This window comes from Campylobacter volucris (assembly GCF_008245045.1).
Classification (GTDB): Bacteria; Campylobacterota; Campylobacteria; order Campylobacterales; family Campylobacteraceae; genus Campylobacter_D; species Campylobacter_D volucris.
Genome location: NZ_CP043428.1, coordinates 845,801 through 869,466 on the forward strand (window position 1 = coordinate 845,801; position 23,666 = coordinate 869,466).

At 28.7% G+C, this 23,666-nt stretch carries 19 protein-coding genes; 8 read left to right on the forward strand and 11 right to left on the reverse strand.

Going from position 1 to position 23,666, the window contains the following annotated elements; genetic code table 11:
- Positions 1-24 precede the first annotated feature (24 nt).
- The 5 genes from CVOLT_RS04475 (at position 25) to CVOLT_RS04495 (ending at position 4,529) form a co-directional block, all read left to right on the forward strand.
- The gene (locus tag CVOLT_RS04475) at positions 25-1,389 is read left to right on the forward strand and encodes a sodium-dependent transporter (RefSeq protein WP_039665625.1); all 1,365 of its coding nucleotides are present in this window, start codon (positions 25-27) and stop codon (positions 1,387-1,389) included.
- A 92-nt stretch (positions 1,390-1,481) separates the two neighbouring features.
- Entirely contained in the window at positions 1,482-2,096 is a 615-nt protein-coding gene (locus tag CVOLT_RS04480; protein WP_052243173.1) for a hypothetical protein, read from the forward strand.
- 3 nt (positions 2,097-2,099) lie between these two features.
- The gene (locus tag CVOLT_RS04485; protein ID WP_039665626.1) at positions 2,100-2,852 is read left to right on the forward strand and encodes an ABC transporter permease; all 753 of its coding nucleotides are present in this window, start codon (positions 2,100-2,102) and stop codon (positions 2,850-2,852) included.
- Entirely contained in the window at positions 2,842-3,546 is a 705-nt protein-coding gene (locus CVOLT_RS04490; RefSeq protein WP_039665627.1) for an ABC transporter ATP-binding protein, read from the forward strand. Before CVOLT_RS04485 ends, CVOLT_RS04490 begins: the two co-directional genes overlap by 11 nt.
- Positions 3,543-4,529 (forward strand): nitrate/sulfonate/bicarbonate ABC transporter, periplasmic substrate-binding protein, encoded by a 987-nt coding sequence (locus CVOLT_RS04495; protein ID WP_052243174.1) that lies wholly within the window; start codon positions 3,543-3,545, stop codon positions 4,527-4,529. The genes CVOLT_RS04490 and CVOLT_RS04495 overlap by 4 nt, the downstream gene beginning before the upstream one ends.
- Here CVOLT_RS04495 and CVOLT_RS04500 read toward each other — a convergent pair.
- From CVOLT_RS04500 to CVOLT_RS04520, 5 genes are all read right to left on the reverse strand, one after another.
- The gene (locus CVOLT_RS04500; protein ID WP_039665628.1) at positions 4,526-5,389 is read right to left on the reverse strand and encodes a pyridoxal-phosphate dependent enzyme; all 864 of its coding nucleotides are present in this window, start codon (positions 5,387-5,389) and stop codon (positions 4,526-4,528) included. The two genes, CVOLT_RS04495 and CVOLT_RS04500, sit on opposite strands and share 4 nt — an antisense overlap.
- Positions 5,376-6,317 (reverse strand): OmpA family protein, encoded by a 942-nt coding sequence (locus tag CVOLT_RS04505; RefSeq protein ID WP_039665629.1) that lies wholly within the window; start codon positions 6,315-6,317, stop codon positions 5,376-5,378. Before CVOLT_RS04505 ends, CVOLT_RS04500 begins: the two co-directional genes overlap by 14 nt.
- Positions 6,292-7,635 carry a MotA/TolQ/ExbB proton channel family protein gene (locus CVOLT_RS04510; protein ID WP_039665630.1) on the reverse strand — a complete coding sequence of 448 codons (1,344 nt, stop codon included), beginning with the start codon at positions 7,633-7,635 and terminating at the stop codon, positions 6,292-6,294. Before CVOLT_RS04510 ends, CVOLT_RS04505 begins: the two co-directional genes overlap by 26 nt.
- 75 nt (positions 7,636-7,710) lie before the next feature.
- Positions 7,711-8,775, reverse strand: a complete 1,065-nt coding sequence (gene fbaA / locus CVOLT_RS04515; RefSeq protein WP_039665631.1) for a class II fructose-bisphosphate aldolase — start codon at positions 8,773-8,775, stop codon at positions 7,711-7,713.
- A complete protein-coding gene (locus CVOLT_RS04520) occupies positions 8,775-9,590 on the reverse strand; it encodes a major antigenic peptide/PpiC-type peptidyl-prolyl cis-trans isomerase (RefSeq protein WP_039665632.1) in 816 nt (271 codons plus the stop codon). Before CVOLT_RS04520 ends, fbaA begins: the two co-directional genes overlap by 1 nt.
- 79 nt (positions 9,591-9,669) lie before the next feature.
- Here CVOLT_RS04520 and nth point away from each other — a divergent pair, with 79 nt between their 5' ends.
- Complete coding sequence (gene nth, locus CVOLT_RS04525) at positions 9,670-10,293, forward strand: endonuclease III (protein ID WP_039665633.1); 624 nt, start codon at positions 9,670-9,672, stop codon at positions 10,291-10,293.
- 30 nt (positions 10,294-10,323) lie between these two features.
- On the opposite strand, the gene gltS is transcribed toward nth, so the two are convergent.
- The 4 genes from gltS to CVOLT_RS04545 all read right to left on the reverse strand — a co-directional run bounded on the left by gltS (position 10,324) and on the right by CVOLT_RS04545 (position 16,052).
- Complete coding sequence (gltS, locus tag CVOLT_RS04530; protein WP_039665634.1) at positions 10,324-11,532, reverse strand: sodium/glutamate symporter; 1,209 nt, start codon at positions 11,530-11,532, stop codon at positions 10,324-10,326.
- Positions 11,533-11,648: 116 nt separating this feature from the next.
- Positions 11,649-12,989, reverse strand: coding sequence for a TolC family protein (locus CVOLT_RS04535; protein ID WP_039665635.1), 1,341 nt, complete (start codon positions 12,987-12,989; stop codon positions 11,649-11,651).
- 1 nt (position 12,990) lies between these two features.
- Positions 12,991-14,922 (reverse strand): MacB family efflux pump subunit, encoded by a 1,932-nt coding sequence (locus tag CVOLT_RS04540; protein ID WP_039665636.1) that lies wholly within the window; start codon positions 14,920-14,922, stop codon positions 12,991-12,993.
- Entirely contained in the window at positions 14,919-16,052 is a 1,134-nt protein-coding gene (locus tag CVOLT_RS04545; protein WP_039665637.1) for an efflux RND transporter periplasmic adaptor subunit, read from the reverse strand. Before CVOLT_RS04545 ends, CVOLT_RS04540 begins: the two co-directional genes overlap by 4 nt.
- A gap of 131 nt (positions 16,053-16,183) precedes the next feature.
- Between CVOLT_RS04545 and CVOLT_RS04550 the strand changes: the two genes are divergently transcribed.
- Together CVOLT_RS04550 and CVOLT_RS04555 are read left to right on the forward strand one after the other, a co-directional pair.
- A complete protein-coding gene (locus tag CVOLT_RS04550) occupies positions 16,184-16,789 on the forward strand; it encodes a nitroreductase (RefSeq protein WP_039665638.1) in 606 nt (201 codons plus the stop codon).
- A 52-nt stretch (positions 16,790-16,841) separates the two neighbouring features.
- Positions 16,842-20,348 (forward strand): 2-acylglycerophosphoethanolamine acyltransferase / acyl-acyl carrier protein synthetase, encoded by a 3,507-nt coding sequence (locus CVOLT_RS04555; protein ID WP_039665639.1) that lies wholly within the window; start codon positions 16,842-16,844, stop codon positions 20,346-20,348.
- A gap of 29 nt (positions 20,349-20,377) precedes the next feature.
- Here CVOLT_RS04555 and CVOLT_RS04560 read toward each other — a convergent pair whose 3' ends face one another.
- Together CVOLT_RS04560 and CVOLT_RS04565 are read right to left on the reverse strand one after the other, a co-directional pair.
- The gene (locus CVOLT_RS04560) at positions 20,378-22,387 is read right to left on the reverse strand and encodes a CocE/NonD family hydrolase (protein ID WP_039665640.1); all 2,010 of its coding nucleotides are present in this window, start codon (positions 22,385-22,387) and stop codon (positions 20,378-20,380) included.
- Positions 22,384-23,631, reverse strand: coding sequence for an MFS transporter (locus CVOLT_RS04565; protein WP_039665641.1), 1,248 nt, complete (start codon positions 23,629-23,631; stop codon positions 22,384-22,386). The genes CVOLT_RS04560 and CVOLT_RS04565 overlap by 4 nt, the downstream gene beginning before the upstream one ends.
- Between the last annotated feature and the right edge of the window lie 35 nt (positions 23,632-23,666).

Below are 23,666 nucleotides of genomic sequence, written 5' to 3' on the forward strand. Positions count from 1 at the left end.
ATTTAAATTTATTAAGGAAATATCATGCAAAGACAAACATGGAGTAATACTCTTACTTACATCCTAACCGTAGCAGGAGCTACCATAGGCTTTGGAGCTACTTGGCGTTTTCCTTATTTAGTAGGAGAAAATGGTGGTGGTGCTTATGTGTTAGCTTTTTGTATAGCCATGATTTGCATAGGAATTCCTGTTATATTAGTAGAAAATGTCATCGGAAGAAGAAGAATGCTAAATTCTGTAGATGCTTTTGGTGGCACTACTAGCAATGGAGTTAAGATTAATAAATCTTGGCAAGGAGTTGGATATTTAGGACTTTTAGGTAGCTTTGGAATTATGGCTTATTATATGGTCATAGGGGGTTGGGTTTTAGCTTATATATTTAAAATTATTATTGGAGAATTTAATCTTTCAACCCCAATAAGCGCAGAATATACAAGTAATTTTTACAATCTAACTATAGAAAATAGTCCTTTACTAATAGGAATTTTCACTACTTTTTTTGTGGTGATTAATTGGATTATACTTAAAAAAGGTGTGATTGATGGGATTGAAAAATCTGTTAAATACCTCATGCCTTTTTTATTTATTTGCCTTTTAATAGTAGTAGTAAGAAATTTAACCCTTGAGGGGGCTAATGAGGGAATTAAATTTTATTTAACTCCAGATTTAAGCAAAATCACTCCTAAATTATTTATAGATGTTTTAGGACAAGTATTTTTTGCACTTTCTTTAGGCTTTGGAGTGATGATTACCTTATCTTCACATTTAAATAAAAGCGAAAATCTTATAAAAACTTCAATCTATACAGGTGTTTTAAACACTCTTATAGCAGTCTTAGCAGGGTTTATGATATTTCCTGCTTTATTTAGTGTGGGTTTAACTCCAGATAGCGGGCCTTCTTTAGTGTTTAAAACTTTACCTGTGGCATTTTCACATATACCTTTTGGAAATATCATTTGTGTGTTTTTCTTTTTATTATTAATCGTTGCTGCATTAACCACAAGTTTGCCAATATATCAAGTTATAATTAGCGTATTAGAAGAAAAATTTAAACTTGCTAAAAATACTGCTATAAATCTTACTTTAGGAAGTATTTTTGTACTAGGAAATTTACCTTGCATACTTACTTATGGACCATTAAAAGATATCACCATTATAAAAGATAAAAATATTTTTGATAGTTTTGACTTTATAAGCGGCAATATCTTTTTCGTATTGACTGCATTTTTTTGCTGTATCTATGTAGGATGGGTGCTTAAAAAAGATTCCATAGTCGAACTATCTAATCAAAATACACTAAAAGGAAAAGTCTTTACGCTTTGGTATTATTATGTAAAATTCATAATTCCAGCTATCATTTTAATCATTTTTTATTTTGGAATTTTTTAATAAATTTCCAAAATAAATAAAACAAAAATATAAAATATTTGACATTAAATATTAATTATGATAATATTTTTCAAAAAATTAAGGTTGTTTAATTGGCTGAAAAATATATTTTTATCAATCCAGTTGTTTTAAAACTTTATGATATATCATATTTAAAAAATCTACTCACACAAAATAATTTTAAACTCATTTTTCCCAAAGAAGATATCGCTCAAATTATTAAAAATAAATATCTATCACTAAGTTCTAATTCCAAAGAATGTATTATAGATTCAAGATGCCCTAAGATTAAAGATTTTATAGAAAATCACACTTTCTCTGCTAATGTCAATCCTATTTTAATAGAAACAGCTTTGCATTTACACGCTCAAAAACAAAAGGAAGATTTTTTATACATCACCACACCTTGTATTGCTTTAGAAAATTTTGGAAATAACTTAAATTTAAGTAACACTTTGTTTATAACTTGGAATAATTTTGTATCAAAATTTAAACTAAAAATTGATTTAAAAAATAAAAAACAATTGCAAAATAGTCCTATCCCTCCTGGTTTTTTTAAAGATTTAGAAAGTTCTATAGGAAAAATACCTTCTGTAAGCGGTGAGCAAAATATCATCAAAATATTTAAAGAAAAATCTTACAAAAAACATAAACTTATAGAAATGCTTTATTGTGATAATGGATGTCACAATGGAGATGGAATTTAACAAATGCAATGGATTAAAAAAAATGTGTTTATTGGTATTATTATATTATCTTGGTATATAGTTAGTGAGTTACAGATATGGAGTGAGTATATACTTCCTTCTCCTCAAAAGGTCTTTTTAGCTTTTTTGTCTGAATTAATTGATGGAAATTTATTAGAAAATACTTATATTAGCTTATTAAGAATCATATTTGGCTTTTTCATAGCGTGTATTTTAGCTTTTATGTTTGGAATCATTGCTGGAATGAAAAAACAAATTTTTGAATATTTTGAAAATATTATTGAATTTTTAAGAAACATTCCTCCAATTAGTCTAATTGCTATTTTAATCTTATGGTTTGGCATAGGAGAAGAACCAAAAATCATCATTATAATCTTAGCATCTTTTTTTCCTATATTTATCAACACAACAAAAGGTATTTATATGGTTGATAAAAAGCTTTTAGAAGTTGGGTATTCTTTAAATTTTACAAAAATACAATTATTTTTTAAAATCATACTGCCAAGTTCTTTACCTTATATTTTATCTGGTATGAAAATTGGTCTTGGATATAGTTTTAGAGCTATTATAGGAGCTGAAATGATAGCAGCTTCTAGTGGTCTTGGTCATATGATATTAGATGCACAAGAATTGTCAAAATCAGATAGAGTTATAGCTGGTATTATAGTTATAGGTTTATTAGGATGTTTGATTGATTGGTTTTTTTCTTATTTGATAAAAAAATCCTCTAAAACAGGATATACCTATGAAGCTTGAAGCTCAAAATATATCTAAATTTTTTATAATCAATAATAAACAAATAAATATACTCTCTAATATTAATTTTAAAACCATAGATAATGGAATAACCATCATTTTAGGCAAAAGTGGTTGTGGGAAAACAACATTTTTAAAAATCTTATCTGGCTTAGAAAAACCATCACAAGGACAAATTCTTTGCAATGCAAAATTATCTATAGTGTTTCAAGAACCAAGATTAATGCCATGGCTTGATGTTTTTTCAAATATAAGTTTTGGCATGAAAAAAAGCACAATAGATAAGGAAAAAATTTATAAACTGATTAATCTAGTAGGACTGAATGGATTTGAAAAAGCTTATCCTTCACAACTATCCTTGGGTATGATGCAAAGAGTTTCCATAGCTAGAGCTTTAGCTAATGATGCAGATATTATTTTAATGGACGAACCATTTGCTTCTTTGGATTATTTTACTAGAGAAAAATTACAAAAAAGTCTTATAAATATAGTAAAACAAACTAATAAATCCATTATATTTGTTACTCATTGTATTGATGAAGCTTTAATTTTAGGTAAAAAAATCGTAATTTTTAAAAATGGTCAGATTGAAAAAGATTATTTTTTAGATAAAGATTATGAAAGAGACTTATTGTCTTTTGATTTTATTGAATTAAAAAAAGATATATTAAATACTATTAAGGAGATTAAATGAAAATTTTTTCAAAAAACACCTTCAAATTTTTAACCATAATGATACTTTCACTATTGTTGTTAAATGCTTGTGATAAAAATTCATCTTCTAAAGAAAATATGGATAAAAATTTCACAGCAAAACAAATAACCATAACCTATGTCAAAGCACCATTAAATGCGCCTTCTATCATAGAAAAAGAAAAAGCTATCTTTCAAAAATATTTTGATAAATATAACATTAAACTTTCTTACTCTCAATTAACAACAGGCCCAGAGCAAACCCAAGCTTTAGCTTCAAAAGATATACAATTTTTATACGCTGTGGGATCTACTTCTGTAATCTTAGCAAAGGCCAATGGGCTTGATATTAAAATAGTTAATAAATATAGCAAATCCTCAAAAACTTTTACTATTTTATCCCAAAAAGGAACCCAATTTAAAACAGCTGATGATATCAAAGGAAAAAAGATAGCAGGCCCAAAAGGAACCATACTTCATGAGCTTTTGCTAGCTTATCTTAATAGTTTGGGATTAAAAGAAAATGATGTAGAATTTATATCAATGGGAATACCACAAGCCCAAGCTGCATTAGCTGGAAAATCTGTGGATATGGCTTTATTAGCAGGTCCTAGTGCTTATAGTTTAATACAAGATGGATATAATGTGGTTACTACGGCTGATGGATTGATCGAGCCTTTGATTGTAGTTGCTACAACTAAAGAATTTTATGATGAAAATAAAATACTTGTTGATGAATTTATTAACGCTCAAAAAGAAATCTTAGATTATATAGATAAAAATTATGAAGAAAGTATGAATATCGTTGCTAAAGAAACAAATTTAGACATTAATGCAGTAAAACAAATGTATCCTTTGTATGATTTTAATATCAGTATAAATAATGATGATATAAAATCTTTAGAAAAAACAAAACAATTTATGTTAGATAATAAAATGATAGATACAGATATTAAAATAGAAGATTTATTTATAAAAGATTAATCAAATTTATATTTATATCTTCTAAGCATACTCACATTTCCATCAAGTCCACCTTGATGGATATAAAGAATTTTGTTTTCAAAAATTTCTTTATTTGCTAATAAAGTTTTAAAACCTACCATATCATAAAGCAAATCAAATTCTACTTTACATTGACTTTTTAAATCTTTATAAAGTTCATAAAATTCCAAATAAGGTTTTGCAAAATGATATTTTTTAGGTGGATTTAGTATGGTTAAATTACTAAAATCATAATTTGGCTCTAAAGCTAAAATTTGCTCTCTTAAATACGCGCTATCTCCTACACAAGCACAAGTAAAAACTTTAAATTTGCTATGTTTAGCTAAAAATGCTGCCGAAGTTCCCGTGCCAGAAGGTAAAAAAATATCTACTTTTTCATTAAGTTGTTTTTGAAGCTCTAAAGCTAAATTTTTATACCCTATTTCAGCTTCTTTAATAGCAATACCTTCTTCTATAAAAATATCATCAGGTTTTTTTAAACTTAGGGCTTTAGATTTTCTATTTGCAAATTCTTCATTTTCTATAATCTTAACACCACATTTTAAGGCAGTTAGATAGTTTCCGTGAGGATTTTCTTTTAAAAAAGAACTAATCTTTTCACATATAAAAATTAGTTTAAAATCATTTTCATGACAAAAAATAGCCAAAGCTGCTAAAGCATTACTTTGAGAAGATCCATAAGAGATGAAAACTTGACCTTTTTTAAATTGATGCTTATTAGTCTCTAAAAAGGCTAATTTTCTAGCCTTGTTGCCGTTAATTTTTCCAAGTAAATCATCTCTTTTTAGAAAGAATTCAAATTCATTATATTTTAAAAGATCTATCCTACTTGCTATCAAGGTATTTTTCAACCTTTTCTAAAGCATTGTTGGTGTTGATATTAAATTTTATTTCTATTCTACGACTTGCTTCTTTGTCTTCTTTTCCATCTTTTATGACAACATCAGAATATGATCTACCACTTGCCATTAATAATTTTTGAAGCCTAGGATCTTTATAAAAAGAGTAAATAAAACTCATCACTGCATAAGCTCTTTTTTGCGATAAATCAAGATTATATATATAAGATCCTGCGCTATCTGTATGTCCTTCTATGACTATATTTTCAATACTTGAAAGTATATTTTCATCTTTTAAAATACCATCAAAATATTGAGTCAATATAGCTTTTAAATTTTCTTTAGCTTGAGGTTTTAAAGTAAAAGAATTACTATCAAATAATACTTCTGAAGGTAAAACAATAGCACCCGAATTTACATCTAAAGTAATATTACTATCAATCTTTGCTTGTAAATTTTTAATAGTATTTTCTTTAATCAATCCTAGCTCTTTGATCTTGTTTTTTGCTTCTTCAAAATTAACTTGTAATTCTTTTATTTCTTCATCTTTTTTATTTAGTCGCTCAAGCAAAGTAAAAATTTGCTGATCTTTTTCATCTAAAGATAAATTTAAATCCTGATTTAATTTTGCATAAGAACTGACATTTGCTTCTAATTCTTGTTTTTGCTTTGAAGCGCTACTTAATTTTTGATTTAAATTTTTAAGTATGTCTTCTTTTTGGCTTAATTCTTCTTTGTTTTCTTGTAATCTTTGCTCTTGTTTTTCTAAATTCTCTTTTATGGTTTTTAAATCACTTTGAGTTAAAACATATTTTACAACAATAGCTCCAATTAACAATACAAATACAAACAACAACCCAGCCATCAAATCAGCATAGGCTATCCAAAAATTATTATCTTCGTTATTCTTTTGATTGCTTTTTATCATCTACTTCTTCATCTTCTTTTTGGTTTTCAAGTTTAGCAATAACTTGTGAAGTTTGCTCGTCTAATTCTTTACTTTCAAGCTTAAATTCTTCCATCATTGAAATTTTTTCATCGATGCTTTTTTCTTCTTCATAAGCTTCTTTGAAAGTATGCATTCCTTCTATAATGCTAGATTTAAATCCTTCAAAAAGTTTCATTTGATTTTCAAGCATAAGATTTTGATATTTTTCTATATTATTAGCAAAATTTTCTATTTTATCATCAAGTATTGTCACACTTTTATCAAGATGAGAAATTTTATCTGAGCTAATATCTAAAAGTCTATTGTATTGTTCAGAAATTCTAAGAGTAAGATCTTTTACATTCGAATTTAACATATTTACTGCATTGGCTATTTCTGTATAAGTTTTTACTATATCTTTTTGCTCCCTTTGTGTTTTTGAAAGATCACTCATGGTTTGTTTTACATGCTCACTACTTAACCTTACAGCTTTTTCTTCAGCATTTACCAATTCTTGAAAAACTCTAAATTTTCTATCTATAGTGTTATCAAGTTCTTTGAAAAATTCTTCATTGCTTACATGCTCAAAAATCGTACCAATTTTTTCAAAATGCTTCAAACTTTCTTGTAAATATTTTCTATCTATTTCTTCTTTTGACCAAAAAAAGTCACTTGTAGCATTTTTTTGACGATTAAGAAGTCTTTGAAATTTACTCGATCCATATTTTTCAAAGAAAATCCACCAAAGTGCTAAAAAAATTCCATAAATAGAAACATAAAATGCAGTTCCAACTCCATTTAATAAAACAGAAATTTCTTGCTCTAATCCTGCTGTATCGCTAGAATTAAAGTTAGGCATAGACATAGCTATACTTATAAATGTTCCCAAAATTCCAAGCATAGGAAAGATAGCTCCACCGACCAAAGCAAAATTTTCATTTCTTAAATCTCTTGCATATGCATAAGCAAAATCATCAAAACTTGCATTTGATTTTGTTTCCTTGCCTATGATTAAAAAATGCTTCATAATATAGCGTTTTAATACAAGTTTAAATTCGTCCTTTTGTTGCTCAAAAATACTTGAAGCATAATCAGCACTATGTCTTGCAAAAATAAGTGCTATAATATAAATAATTCCTATCATTATAACACTATGTAATTCTACTTTAAAATCAATCTTTCCAAAATATCCCAAAAGAACCAAAAGATATAATATAGTCGGGATAAAAATAATTTTTAAATAAGCAACTATACCTGTGCTACCTTTTCCATCTGGCAACACAAGATCTGAAAATTCATCTGTTATTTTTGCTTCCATTATTGTATACCTTATGTTAATTTTACTCTAAAAATTTCATATCTTCACAGGAAAATTAACTAAGAGCATATGCTCTTAGTTTCTATCAATACAATTTAAATCACTAAACGCACATTCTAAGCGTTTAATCATACTTTCTTCACCCGCTCTTAACCAAACTCTTGGATCGTAGTATTTTTTATTTGGCTTATCTTCTCCATCTGGATTGCCAATTTGTCCTTGCAAATATGCTTTATTTTGAAGCTCATATTCTCTAACTCCATCCCAAAAAGCCCATTGAGTATCTGTATCAATATTCATTTTTATCACACCATAGCTTAGAGCAGCTTTGATATCATTAATATCACTACCACTGCCACCATGGAAAACAAAATTAATTGGCTTGTCTTGATTGAGATTGAATTTATTTTTAACATATTCTTGAGAATTTTTAAGAATTTCAGGTCTTAAGATCACATTGCCTGGCTTATAAACCCCATGAACATTACCAAAACTAGCTGCAATTGAAAATCTATCACTAATTTTAGAAAGTCTTTCATAGGCTAAAGCAACATCTTCAGGCTGTGTGTATAATTTAGCATTATCGATATTTGTATTATCCACACCATCTTCTTCGCCACCTGTGCAACCCAACTCTAGCTCCAAAGAAATTCCAAGTTTAGACATTTGCTCTAAGTATTTTTCACAAGTGCTTAAATTTTCTTCTAAATCTTCTTCACTTAAATCAATCATATGAGAACTAAATAAAGGAATGTTATTTTCTTTTTTAAATTCTACATTGGCTTCAATCAAAGCATCAATCCAAGGAAGAAGTTTTCTAGCAGCATGATCAGTATGTAAAATAACAGGAACATTATAAGCTTTAGCCATCAAATGCACATGTCTTGCTCCACTTATAGCTCCTAAAATATCAGCCTTAGGACAAGCTTTACCTGCTACAAATTTAGCTCCTCCATTAGAAAATTGAATAATCACAGGAGAATTAACTTTTTTAGCACTTTCTAAAACAGCATTAATAGAATTTGTCCCTACAACATTCACTGCAGGGATAGCAAAACCTTCTTTTTTAGCGTGATTATAAACTATATTTAAATCATCACCACTTAAAACACCTGGTTTAACAAGATCTAAAATACCCATTATTTATATTCCACTTGTGCTTTTTTACGAAGTTCTTCAGCTTTTGAATTCATAAGATTTTTAAATTCTTCCATTTTTAAAGTATTTTCGATACCTGCTTTAACTTCATTATAGCTCATAGTGCTTTTTGCTCTAGCATCTTCTTTAAAAATAACATGATATCCAAAGTCACTTTTTACAGGAGTTTTAGAAATAGTTCCTTTTTTCATAGAAAAAGCTGCATCAGCAAATGGTTTTACCATAGTTGATTCAGCAAACCACCCAAGTTCACCACCTTGAGCTGAAGAGCCTTTATCGATTGATTTTTCTTTTGCTAATTGTGCAAATTTTTCTTCTAAAGCTTTACCACTAAGTTTGCTAAGTTGAGCAATGATTTCTTTAGCTTCTTTTTCGCTAGTTACTAAAATATGTTTAGCTTTTACTTGAGCTGGTTTTGTGTATTGATCTTTATGTTCATCATAGTATTTTTTAGCTTTTGATTCATTATTTTTTATAGAATCAAAAATTTTCTTTTGATAAATATTCACCAAAATAGCGTCTTTTGCACGCTCTAATTCTTCTTTGTATAAAGGATCATTTTCTATTTTTTGAGCTTTTGCATCTTTTAATACAAGTTGTTGAAGGATGTATTGGTCAATAATTGCTTTTTTTTGTTCAGCTGGTAAATCAGTAACTTTAGCACCTCTTAACATAGGAGCAAAGAATTCATTTACTTGTGTATCAGTGATATTTGTTCCATCAAGAGTAGCTACAACCGCAGCATTTAAACTCAAGCCTGTTAATAAAGTCGCAGCGACTAAAGAAACTTTTTTCATTGTTTTTCCTTTAAAATAATTTTGTAGTCTTTATTATAACTAAACTTTATTTAAAGGCGATTAACATAAAATAAGTTTTATGAAAAGAAATTTAGAAATTAAACAATTATTTTTAAAACATTTTGGACAAGCCAAAACAGAATTAGTTTTTAACAATGCTTATGAGCTTATAGTTTGCGTTATGCTTTCAGCTCAATGTACCGATAAAAGAGTTAATCTCATAACCCCTGCTTTATTTAAAGCTTATCCTAGCGTGAAAGATCTAGCTAATGCTAATCTTACAAGTTTAAAACTACTAATTAATTCATGCTCTTTTTACAATAATAAAGCTCAAAATTTAATCAAAATGGCTAAAGCAGTGTGTGAAAATTTTAACGGAGAAATTCCTATGGATGAAATTTCTTTGAAAAGCTTAGCTGGAGTAGGACAAAAAACCGCACATGTAGTGATGATAGAATGGTGCGGAGCTAACTGCATGGCTGTAGATACTCATGTCTTTAGAGTTTCACATAGACTAAATCTTAGTAAAGCTAAAACTCCTGAAGAAACAGAGATTGATTTAACTAAAATTTTTAAAGATAATCTTAACTATCTTCATCAAGCAATGGTTTTATTTGGTAGATATACTTGTAAGGCAAAAAATCCTTTATGTAAAGAATGTTTTTTAAATCATCTATGTAAAAGCAAGGATAAGAAAATTTAATCTAGTGCTAAAAATAGCACTAGAAATTTTTTAATGAAAAAATGGTAAATATAAAAAAGCATTTATCACTAAGGCATTAACTATATCTATAAAAAATGCCCCTACTAAAGGCACGATAATAAAAGCCATATGACTCATTCCGTAGTGATTTGTAACTGTTTGCATATTTACCATAGCTGTTGGAGTTGCTCCAAGACCAAAACCGCAATGTCCAGCTGCTAAAACCGCTGCATCATAATCTTTTCCACAAACTCTAAAAGTGATAAAAATTGCATAAGCAATCATCATTGTAACTTGAACTACTAAAATAACTAGCATTGGTAATGCAAGAGTTACCAAATCCCATAAATTGATAGTCATTAAAGCTAAAGCCAAAAATAAAGACAAGCTTACATTACCTAAAACAGAAACTTCTCTATCAAAAACATGATGAATTTTAGTAATAGATAAAACATTTCTTAAAACCACACCTGTAAAAAGACAATACACAAAAGTTGGCAAAGTAAAGCCTGTTTCTGTTTTAATATATGTAGATAAAGCACTTCCTATTAATAAACATAAAGCAATCAATGCTAAAGATTCTATGAAAGATGATGGGGTGATTAATCTTTCTTTTTGCGGAGATTGAAAACTTAAAATTCCATCTTGCTCATCATTTTGTTTTGGCACTACTAGTTTATATTTATTCACTAAATATCTTGCAACAGGTCCACCAATAATTCCTCCTGAAATAAGGCCAAAGGTAGCACAAGCAATAGCAATAGTAGTAGCACTTGAATACATATAAGGCTCTTTTACAAATTCAGCTGCCCAAGCTGCGCCTGTTCCATGTCCTCCACTCATAGTAACAGAACCTGCGATAAGCCCCATTAGTGGATTTTGCCCCATAGCGGTTGCTACACCTATGCCAACGATATTTTGCGCAAAAAGCAAACCTACAACAACCACTAAAAAAATTGCTAATTTTTTTCCACCTTTTTTTAAAGATGCAAAATCAGCTAACAAACCAATGCTTGAAAAAAATGCTAGCATTAGTGGATCTTTCATAGAACTATCAAATTTAATATCAACAGAAAAAAAGCTATGTAAGATAAAAAGAATGATTGCAGCTATACTCCCGCCTACTACTGGCTCTGGTATATTATAATCGCGTAAAAATTTCACTCTTTTGATGACGAACACACCTAAAAGTAACACTATCACCATAGTAACTAATGTTGCGTAAAAATCAAAATTCATACTTCTCCCTTGTTTGATGTATGAATTCATTTTAATAGATAAAGACTTTAAAATAACAAAATTTACACAATCTTATTTATGACATTATTACAAAATGAAACATATTATCAAACAATTTAATCTGAAATTAAAACTATACTATGGTATAAATTTATATTTTTAAGTAAAGCTAATCTTGCTCTACTAAGCTCTTGCAAAGAATTCACTAGCAAAGTATCTGCATCAAGATAATCTTTTAATTCATTGCGTCCTAAATTATATTTTTCAAGATACAAAGAAGCAATTTGAGCTTGATTGGTGCTAATTTCATCGGTAAGTTTTAATAATAAATTAAAATATTTATCATTTTCATAGCACAATTTAAAATCATTTAATGTTTTTTGTAAAGTATCTTTGTATTCTAAAAGTCTAACATTGTATTCATATTCTGAAATTTTTATATTTTGCTTAATTTTATAAAAATCTAAAAAAGGTAAATCTATAGCGACATTTCCTCCTAAAAACAAAAATTTAAAACTATCGTTAAATTTTTCATTAGACCCATCTATACTACCAAGTATTTTTACACTTGGTAGTATATTTTTTTGCACACTAGAATAATTTTTATAAGATGATTTTAATAAATTTAACTTAGCCTGTATTTGTGGTGTATAAGCAAGCATTTTTAAGTCTATATCAAAATTTACCTTATCTAAAGAAAAATCTTTTAAAGTGTAAGTAGAAATTTTTTGAAGCAATTTTTCATTTTCAAAACCCATTAAATCTTTTAAATTTTTAAGTGTTATTTCTTTGTTTTGAAGATTAGTAATGATATTTTGCTTGGTATTAAGAAGTGATTTTTTTATATTTAAAAGATCAATATATTCTATCTTTCCAAATTCTAATTTGCTAGTATAAATTTCTAACATTTGCTCAAGATTATTATAGTGCTCATTAAGCAAAATATCTACATCATTAAAATATACTAGTTCAAAAATAGAATTTATAGTTAGATTGACTATATCTAATTTTAATTTTTGCAATTCATATTCGCTAGATTTGGCTAAAAATTTACTAGATGCAACTTTATCTGAAATTTTAGCATATATATCAAGTTCATAATTTAACATCAAGCCATTGGAAAATCCAGAATTTTCACTCCCATTTTCTAAATTTCTTTTTATATTTGCCCCTAAATTTCCACTTAAGGTTGGATAAAAATCAACCTTTAAAAGCTTATATCTAGTCAATGTGCTTAAAAGATTAATTCTAGCTACATTTAAGTCTTTATTATTATCAATTACACTTTGGACAATTTGGTTTAAATCTTCATTTTTATATCTTTGCCACCAAGGATAACTAGCATTAAAATCTTCAAAAATTTTTTGTGAAATTTGCTCTTGTTTGATTTGCTCTAATTTTACACTAGCACAAGCATTAAAAAACAAAGCTAATAAAAATATTATAAAAATTTTCATTTTATTCCTTTGATAGAGCATTAATAGGATTTAAATTTGCAGCATTTTTAGCCGGAAAAAATCCAAACACAAGCCCAATAAGAACAGAACTTAAAAGCCCTAAAAATATAGAATTTAAAGAAAGTATCATTGTAAAACCCATACCCAAAGAATTAAAAACTTCTACAATCACAAAAGAAAGTAAAACACCAAAAATAGCACCAAAAGAACAAATCAAAACCGCTTCTATTAAAAACTGCATTAAAATATCTTCTTTTCTAGCTCCTATGGCCATTCTTACTCCAATTTCTCTTGTTCTTTCACTCACAGAAACTAGCATAATATTCATCACCCCAATGCCTCCTACTATCAAAGAAACTACAGCTATAGAAGATACTAATAAAGTCAAAGTGGCAGTATTTTCTTCTACTGCATTTTTAATAGCATCAGAATTAATAGTGAAGAAATCTTTTTGCCCTCGTTTGATTTCTAAAATTTTTATCATAGCTTCTTCTGCCAAAGATGGATTAACCTCATCTTTTACTTTAGTGACTATGGCTCTTATTTGCTTATCACCTGTGATTTTATTCATTAAAGTAGTATAAGGAGTGTAAATTTTTATAGTATTTTCATCAGCTCTAAAACCTTTATTATCCCTTTCACGCTTTAAAACACCTACTATAGTTAAAGGTTGTTTGTTAAAAATTATACTTTTACCTAAAACACTTCTAGCATTAGCATTTTCAAATAAAATTCTCAAAGCATTTTCATCAACTATGCATATATTTGTATTATCATTAATATCTTCATAATTGATAAATCTTCCATCTACCATTACTAAACCTCTAAGTTTTAAATGATTTGGCCCTACTCCATAAATTCTAGCTTGCAAAGAATTACTTTTATAAGTTACAACCCCAACCTTACCCACATCAGCTTCTACAGCCTCTAAATAAGGCAAAGAGCTTAAAGTCTTTAAGTCGCTTAAATTTAAACGCGTTTTACCTGATCTTATATCTCCCAAACCTCTTCCAGATACTACTTCTATGGTATTTGTCCCAATAGAGCTTATAGAAGCTAAAATGCTTTGTTGAGCCCCAAGACCTAAAGCTACTACACAAACTACTGAAGCTATACCTATAATAATACCAAGCATAGTTAGCAAAGATCGTAATTTATGAGCTATAATAGCTGCTATTGACATCTTAAAGCTTTCAATAATTTGATTTTTTAATAAAGAAAAACTTTTTCTTTCTTTGCTCATTATTTTTTTATCAGGATTTATAAGCTCTTTTGGATTGCTATCTTTAATGATTTTTCCATCTTTAATTTCAATAACTCTTTTTGCCATAGCAGCTATACAAGGATCGTGTGTCACTAAAACTATAGTATGGCCTTGCTCATTAAGTTTGGTTAAAATTTCTAAAACTATTTTTCCGCTTTTAGAATCAAGAGCTCCAGTTGGCTCATCAGCTAAAATCAACTCACCACCATTTATTAACGCTCTTGCTATGGATACTCTTTGTTGTTGCCCACCGCTAAGCTGGTTTGGCTTTGAAAATTCTTTATGATCAAGCTCTAAAAATGAAAGTAATTCTTTAGCTTTTTTTAAACGCTCATTTTTATTTTTACCTGCATATACAGCTGGTAAAGCTACATTTTCTTTAGCATTTAATAAATTAAGCAGATTGTATCTTTGAAAAATAAAACCTATTTTTTCTCTTCTAAGTCTTGCTTTTTCATCTTTTGAAGCTTTATTAACATCATAATTATCTAAAAAATACTCTCCACTACTTGGTTCATCTAAGGTTCCTATGATGTTTAAAAGAGAAGTTTTACCGCTACCTGATTGACCGATAATAGCTACAAATTCACCTTTGCAAATTCTAAGGCTGACATTATCTAAAATAGCAACACCATTAATCTTTTTAGAAATATTTTTTAAAAGTATCATTTTGCACTTTTACCTATAATGACTAAATCATTTTCATTCAAACCTTTTAAAATTTGTGTGTTAAGACTATCTTTAATGCCTAGTTGCACAGGAGTTTTTACTACGATTTTATCATCTTTTAAAATTTCTACATAATATCCATTAATATCACTATGAATTGCCAAAGTTGGTATCACCAAAGCATCTTTTTCAGTTTTAATAGCTATTTCATTTTCTGTACTCATACCAATGCGTAAAAAATTGTTTTCATTTTTTACAAAAAATCTAGCATAATAATACACAGCATTTGCACTAGCACTTGAGCTAGAATTTAAATTTGAACTACTAGTTGTATTAGTAATGGTAGTATTTGCTGGATCTATACTTGAAATAACAGCTTCGTATTTTTTATCAGGCTCGTTTAATATGCTAAATTTCACACTTTTACCTACTGCGATTTTATTTATATCTGCTTCAGCTATTTGCATACGAATTTCCATCTCACTTAAATCCGCTAAACGCACTATACTTGGAGTGTTTTGATTTGCATTTACAGTTTGTCCTTCTTCAACCGCTACATTGATAATTTCACCCTTACTTGGTGCTTTAATTGTTGTATAGGCTAAATCTTTTTGAGCATTTTTTAAAGAAATTTCAAGCTGGGTTGTTTGGGCTTTTAATTCTGCTACATTTGCTCTTAAGGTGTAAAAATTATTTTTTAAATTTTCAAGGTTTTCTAAAGAAGTAGCCTTTTTTTCATATAATTTTTGCTCTCTTTGATACTGCCTTGAAGCTATATCTAAGGCAATTTTTTTACTTTCTAAATTCGCTTTTGCACTTTCAAGTTTTGCTTTGGTAATATCAAGATCATTTTGCTGCTTATCTTTATCAATTTGAGCTATTAAATCTCCTTCATTTACATGATCTCCTAAATTAACATAAAGCTTTACTACTTGCCCACTTACTTGCGCACCAACATCAACTTGAGTTTTAGCATATACCTCACCAATAGCTTCTATACTTTGAGTTATATCTTGTCTTTGAACCTCAACGGTTAAATAATCAATTTTTTCTTTATTAGCAAAAAAGAAAAAATACACACCGATTCCAACTATAACTAAAAACAATACCAAATAAACAATTTTTCTCATATAAACCTTTTTTTCTAGAATAATAAAATATTTTTATAAAGCCAAAATAAAATTGTATCAATTTAAAATATAATTTTAATAATTTTAAAGCCTTAATTAACTAGCATATAAAAAATTAAAAGGAAAAACTTATGGATTATCTACAACTCATGCAAAATCGCTTATCTGTTAGATCTTATCTTGATAAAGAAATTTCTAAACAGGATTTAACTTATATATTAGAATGTGCTAGATTATCTCCAAGTTCATTAGGTCTTGAACCTTGGAAATTTTTAATCTTTCAAAACAAAAAACATAAAAAAGAAATTTCTCAAATAGCTAACAATCAAGCCCATGTGCAAAATTGTGCGGCTATTATTGTAGTTTTAGCTAGAGCTGATTTTAAAGATTATTTTGAAACAAAGCTAAAAAAACGCAATCTTTCCCAAGAAGAATTTCAAAAACGAATCAATACCTATAAACCCTTTATAGGTGGTATGGATTTAGAGCAAAGTTTTGCTTATGCAAAAGAACAAAGCTACATAGCTTCTACCAATATCATTAACGCAGCTTTTAATTTAAATTTAGGAGCTTGTATAATAGGAGGATTTAATCAAGATAAAATCAATCAATACTTAAAACTTGATACAAACAAACAAAGAGTTTCTTTAATAATCACCCTAGGATATCCTAGCACTGATACAAAGACTAATAAAGCTCGTTTTGATTTTAATGAAGTGGTGGAATTTAAGGATTGATTTTGTAATATTTATTATTTAAAGTTAATTTAAAAAATAATTTGGAGTTTTAATGCAAAATAATTTTTTAAAAATTTTTGGAATTTTACCCTTTTTAGCAGTAGCATTTATCAATGCTTTTGTGGATTTAGGGCATAAAATTATTATTCAAAATACTATCTATAAAGTTTATGAAGATAGCACTCAACTTTTTTTAACCGCTATAGTAAATGCACTCATGCTTCTTCCTTTTATACTTATGCTATCTCCATCTGGTTTTTTAGCAGATAAATTTCCAAAAAATAAAATCATGAAAATTTCTGCATATTTTTCAGTAATATTAACTTGTATTATTTGTGTGTGTTATTATTTAGGAGCATTTTGGCTTGCTTTTATAATGACTTTTATCATGGGGATACAATCTGCTTTGTATTCTCCTGCTAAATATGGTTTTATCAAAGAATTAGTAGGAAAAGAGCTTTTGGCCATGGGAAATGGCAGCGTTAATGCTGTTAGTATAGTAGCTATTTTAGCTGGTATGGCTGTATTTTCTTTAAGTTTTGAATTTCTTTATAATCCTGATTTTATAGATAGCTCTGATGTTTTAAAACAAATGGCTCCTTTGGGTTTAGTATTGATTGTTTTTGCTTTATTAGAACTTTTCTTAGCTTATAAACTTCCAAATTTAAAAGAAGAGGATACAAGTTTAAAATTTGATAAAAAACAATACCTGCAAGGAAAACTTTTAGCAAGCAACCTTCAAGCTATTTTTAAAAATAAAATCATATGGCTTTGTATAGTTGGAATTTCTTTATTTTGGGCAATTTCTCAACTTTATCTTGTAACCTTTCCTGTTTATGCAAAAAGTGATCTTTTTATAGAAAATACTTTTTATGTGCAATGTGTTTTAGCTTTTTCTGGTATAGGTGTAATTATGGGCTCTTTGATAGCTGGAAAATTTTCTAAAAACTATATAGAATTAGGCTTGATACCTTTAGGGGCATTAGGTATTTTCTTAATGAGTATTTTTATACCTTATTTAGAAACTTTGACAAGTTATGGTGTGGTATTTTTTATCTTTGGATTATGCGGGGCATTTTTTATCATACCTTTAAATTCTCTCATACAATTTCACGCTAAAGAAAATGAACTAGGTAAAATCTTAGCAGGTAATAATTTTATACAAAATATTTTTATGCTTTCTTTTCTTGGTATTGCTACTTTTGGAGCATATTTTAAAACAGAAGTGGTGTATCTTTTTTATTTTATCATCGCAGTAGCACTTTTTGGAAGCTTATATGTGCTTTTAAAGCTTCCTTTTTCTTTAGTTCGTTTGCTTATGAGTATAGCCTTTTTTCAACGCTATCGTTTATTAGTAGAAGGTTTTGAAAATATACCTGAAAAAGGTGGTGCGTTATTACTAGGTAACCATATTTCTTTTATAGACTGGGCTATTGTACAAATGGCTATACCTAGAAAAATTTATTTTGTTATGGAAAAAAGCATTTATTCTAAATGGTATATAAAATTTTTTCTTGATCATTTTGGCGTTATACCTGTTTCAAGTAGCTCTAGCAAATCAAGTTTAGAGCTTATAGCTCAGCATATAAAAAATGGAAATTTAGTTTGTCTTTTTCCCGAAGGAGTACTTTCAAGACATGGGCAATTAAATGAATTTAAGGGTGGTTTTGAACTTGCTTGTGCTAAATTAGAAGAAAATGATGGAGTGATTTTACCATTTTATATTAGAGGACTTTGGGGAAGTGCCTTTTCGCGTAGTGATGAAGAATTTTCAACAAGAAATAGAAAATTAAGTAAAAGAAAAATTGCTATTGCTTTTGGAAAAAGCTTACCGATACACTCTAAAAAAGAAATCGTTAAAGCTAAAGTTTTTGAGCTTTCATTTATCGCTTGGAAATCTCAATGTGAAAGTATGCATACCATAGCAAGAGCATGGATTGACAATGCAAAAAGAAATTTAAATAAAATTGCCATTATAGATCCTTTGGTAGGAGCTTTTACTTATAGAAAAATGCTTGCTTTAAGTTTAGTGTTAAGCTCATTTATCAAAAATAAATCTTATGAGTTAAACATCAAACCTACACAATCAAAATATGGACCAAAAGAAGAATGTATAGGCATTTTGCTCCCTGCTTCTATGGCGAGCACACTTTGTAATTTAAGTGTTTTACTCGCTGATAAAATCGTGGTAAATTTAAATTTCACCGCAGGAAACAAAGCTATAAATTTAGCCATTGAAAATTCTCAAATTCGTCAAATTTATACTTCTAAAAAATTCCTTGAAAAACTAGAAAATAAAGGTGTTAAACTAGAATTTGATTCTCAAATCACATTAATTTTCATGGAAGATGTTATAGCTAGTTTTAAAAATCAAAAAAGCAAAATTATCACAATGTTAGCATTGGTTAGTATATTGCCTAGTTGTATATTAAAAGCTATTTTTTCACCAAATAAATGCAATATTACCATAGCTGCGATTTTATTTAGCAGTGGTAGTGAAGGAACTCCAAAAGGTGTAATGTTAAATAACCGCAACATTTTAAGTAATATTGCTCAAATTTCAGATGTATTATGTCCAAGGTATGATGATACGATTTTATCTTCTTTGCCACCTTTTCATGCTTTTGGTTTAACCGTAACTACTTTTTTACCTTTATTAGAAGGTATTAAAAGTGTAACTTTTGCAGATCCAACTGATGCTTTAGGTGTAGCAAAAGCTGTGGTTAAAAATAATGTTAGCATTATGTGTGGAACCTCGACATTTTTAGGAATTTATGCAAGAAATAAAAAACTTGATGCAATTATGTTTGAAAGCTTAAGAATTATCGTTTCGGGTGCTGAAAAATTAAAAAGCGAAGTGCGAAGTGCTTTTGAAATGAAATTTAAAAAACCTATTTTTGAAGGCTATGGAGCCACTGAAACTACTCCAGTAGCAAGTGTAAATTTACCAAATAAATTTGATCCTGATTATTGGGTATTACACCGTGCTAATAAAGAAGGAAGTGTTGGTATGCCTTTACCAGGAAGTGCTATACGCATCGTTGATCCATCTACCTATGAAAGTTTAAATCATGGAGAAGATGGTTTGATACTTATTGGCGGACATCAAGTAATGGTAGGATATTTAAATAATAAAGAAAAAACCAATGAAGTAATCAAAGATTTAGAAGGAATACGCTGGTATAACACAGGAGATAAAGGCCATGTTGATGAAGATGGGTTTTTATATATAGTAGATCGTTATTCTCGTTTTGCAAAAATTGGCGGAGAGATGATTTCACTTGGAGCTTTAGAAGAAGAAATTGCTAAATTTATTAATACTGAAGTAGTAAAATTTTGTGCTGTAGCCTTAGAAGATGAAAAAAAAGGTGAGATGGTTTGTTTATTGATAGAATGTCAAGATCAAGATTTTGAAGGTATTGTTGAAGCAATTAAAAATTCTAATATGCCTGCCATTTTTAAACCAAGTAAATATTTCAAAGTAGATCAAATTCCACTTTTAGGCTCAGGTAAAGTAGATTTAAAAGGCGCTAAAGATTTAGCAAAAACTTTTGTTTAATTTCCAAAGTGAAATTCACTTTGGAAAACTCACAAACTATTTCTTTTTACTTTATGATTGTATTTTTTTTCAAACACAAGTTTTTCATTTTCTTTAACTTTCATATCTCCTTTTATATAAAAATACTCCATATCACTTGTTTGAGTTAAGATAATATCTGTATCTATCATACAATTTTCTCTACCTATTTTCATTTTTTGAGCAATGGTATATTTTGCACTTAGTGGATCATCATTTTTTAAACTAAGTTCTCTTTTTAAATTATGTTCAACCAAAACATCAACCTCATCAAACCTATAAACACCCTCTCCAAAAACTCCTCCAACTCCATCTGTAATGCAAGTCCAAGTATCATTTAACACATCATAAGTTATAGTCCTATCTACCCTACCATCTTTTAGTAAAGTCAAAGGTGTTAAAGGCGCGCTTTGTGGCTCTAAAATTATTTTGTTGCTATCTTTACCATTAAAAATTGGTAATGAAATTTTACATTCACTTAAATCTAAAGTTAAAGTTGAAATTTCTGGCATAGGCCAAAACATAGGCCAAAAAGTATTTGCTAAAGAAAGTCTTATCTTAGAACCTTTTGAAAATCTGTGTCCGCATAAATCAAGCTTTAATTGTTTAACTATAAATTTATCTTTTTCTAAAGGCTCAAATTTTTCTTTATTATCGCTTAATGCTAAATTTAAAACACCATAGCTAACTCTTTGCACAAAACCATCATCTCTTACTTCGCTAAGTTGTGCAAAAAGCATAGCTTTTTCTTTATCACTTGAAAATTTTACATTAAGTAATGGGAATCCTAAAATATCTAAATTATCTTGCAAAATTTCACTTTCAAAAACTACAGCCATTCCATCATCTAGCCTCTGGTCACACGGACTTTCTCCTAAAACACCAGCTCCCATCCACTCACCAGCTAATAAACCATGATTTTGCAGAGTATTTATTTTTATATAAGAATTGCTTTTTTCTTGTTTTAATTGATACGGATTTAAATAATAATGACTATATTTAATATCTTTTTCTATGTCATCAATCCCAACAAAACGACCATCTATAAATTCTACCTTAGAATTTGGTTTTATAGAATTTTCAATATAAGCTTGTATCATAGGACAGTCTAACACATCATTATCTATATTTTTTAGCCATTTATCCCACCATTTTAAAGCTTCTTGTAAAAATCCCATAGCTGGAAGTGGAGCTCCATCGTGTGGATAAACATGAGCCCAAGGTCCTATGATAGCCTTTTTCGGCACTTTTAAGCCTTGCATTAAAGCAAAAACTGGATTAGTATAAGAATCAGCCCATCCATCTAAAGCAAAAACAGGAACTTCTATGTCATCATAATTTTCACTTACTGAACCATGTTTCCAATACTCATCTTTTAAAGTATGTTCAAGCCATAAAACTGGCCATAATGGCATATTTTCAAGTCTATTTAACCATTTAACTCTTCCTTCTGGGTCAATCTTTGGATCTACAAAACGAGATTGATAAGCAAGCATTATATTGCCCCACCAAAAATTATCATTTAATAAACAACCACCTTTATAATGTATATCATCATTGTATCTATCATCAGTAAAACCTACCACTATAATTGCTTTTAAATTCTTTGGTTTTCTAGCTGCTACTTGCAAGGAGTTAAATCCTCCCCAAGATTTTCCCATCATACCTATATTTCCATCGCACCATTTTTGCTTAGCTATCCACTCTATAACTTCTAAGGCATCATCTTGCTCTTGTTTTAGATACTCATCTTTTAAAAGTCCATCTGATTCCCCGCTTCCTCTCATATCTACTCTCACAACAGCATAACCATTTCCAGCAAAATACCCATGCATAGGCTCATCTCTTGTTCTTGTGCCATCATTTTTTCTATAAGGTATATATTCTAAAATTGCCGGTATTTTTTCACTTGTTTGTGGTAACCAAATTCTAGCAGATAACCTTATACCATCTTTTAAAACTATCCATTTATTTTCAATAACTTTAACTTCATATTTAAAATCTTTAATAATTTTTTTCATAATTTTTCCTTTTTATTGTATTTTTTAATCCATATAGTGCAAAATATCACACCTAAAATAGCCATAATTATCATGATGCTAAAGTAATAATGATACCCTTTTACCCCTGTATATCTATCAAGTAAATCTCCAGCTAAAAGTGGAGCAAAAACTTCAGGTAAATAACCAAAAGTAGATACTATACCTATGGCCATTCCTGTTAAATGCATGGGAATTTTTCCCTCGCTTAATAAAGAATAATAAATTCCAAAATTAGAATACATTGCCACATAAACTACTACACATGCACTAGTTAAAACAGTCATTTGCAAAAATCCACTTAAATTTGAACTAAGCATTAAAAATATAACACCAACACCCATCATTACAAACCCTATTAGCATAACTTTAGCCTTACCATAACCATCAGCAACAAAACCACCTATAGTAGAAGATACAGGACGAATGTATTGAGCCAAAACAGTTAAAATAGCTGCAAAAACTGCTGATGTGCCTATAATATTACTTGCATAAGGGGTAAAATAATAAAAACTCATATTGAAAAAATATGTGCAAAAAGTAATCGCTACAATCAACCAAAGAGCTGAATTTTTTAATAATACAAATAAATCTTGTAATTTTAATTTTTCACTTTGTTCTTCAACTTTATCTTTTAAAAGAAAAAATAATAAAATAGCACTGATAATAGGTGCTAAAGAATAAAACACAATTACCATTTCAATGCCTTGCGAAGCTAAGGATTTGGTTTGAAAATATCCAAATATACTTGTAGCAATAGCCAAATGAATAGCTCCAACAACACCTCTACCTCCTTCAAAAATTCCATAAGCTCTAGCTTGTTCTTTAGAATTTGCTAGACTTCTAACTATTTTGATCAAAGACGGCCAAAAAGTAAGTAAAGATGTAATACCCCAAATTCCATATATAATAAGCAATGCGTTTAAAGAAGTAAAATACAAATGTAACAATCCTCCACACCCTGTTGCAATTAAAGAAAAAATTAATAATTTTTTAGGAGCAAATCTATCAGCTAAATATCCACCTAAGGCGTAAGAAAACAACCCAAGCAAACCATAAGCACTTCCCAAAAGCCCCATTTGAAAATTATTAAGATTATAAAGTGCCATATAATCATCATAATAATACTTTCTAAAATAAGGTAATCCATAAATTATAGATCCACAAAAAGAAAGTAATAAAAGAGTGAAAAAATTATTTTTTAAATTTTGTATTTTTTGTGTCATATTTACACCTCCTTATTTTTATAATATACAATTTT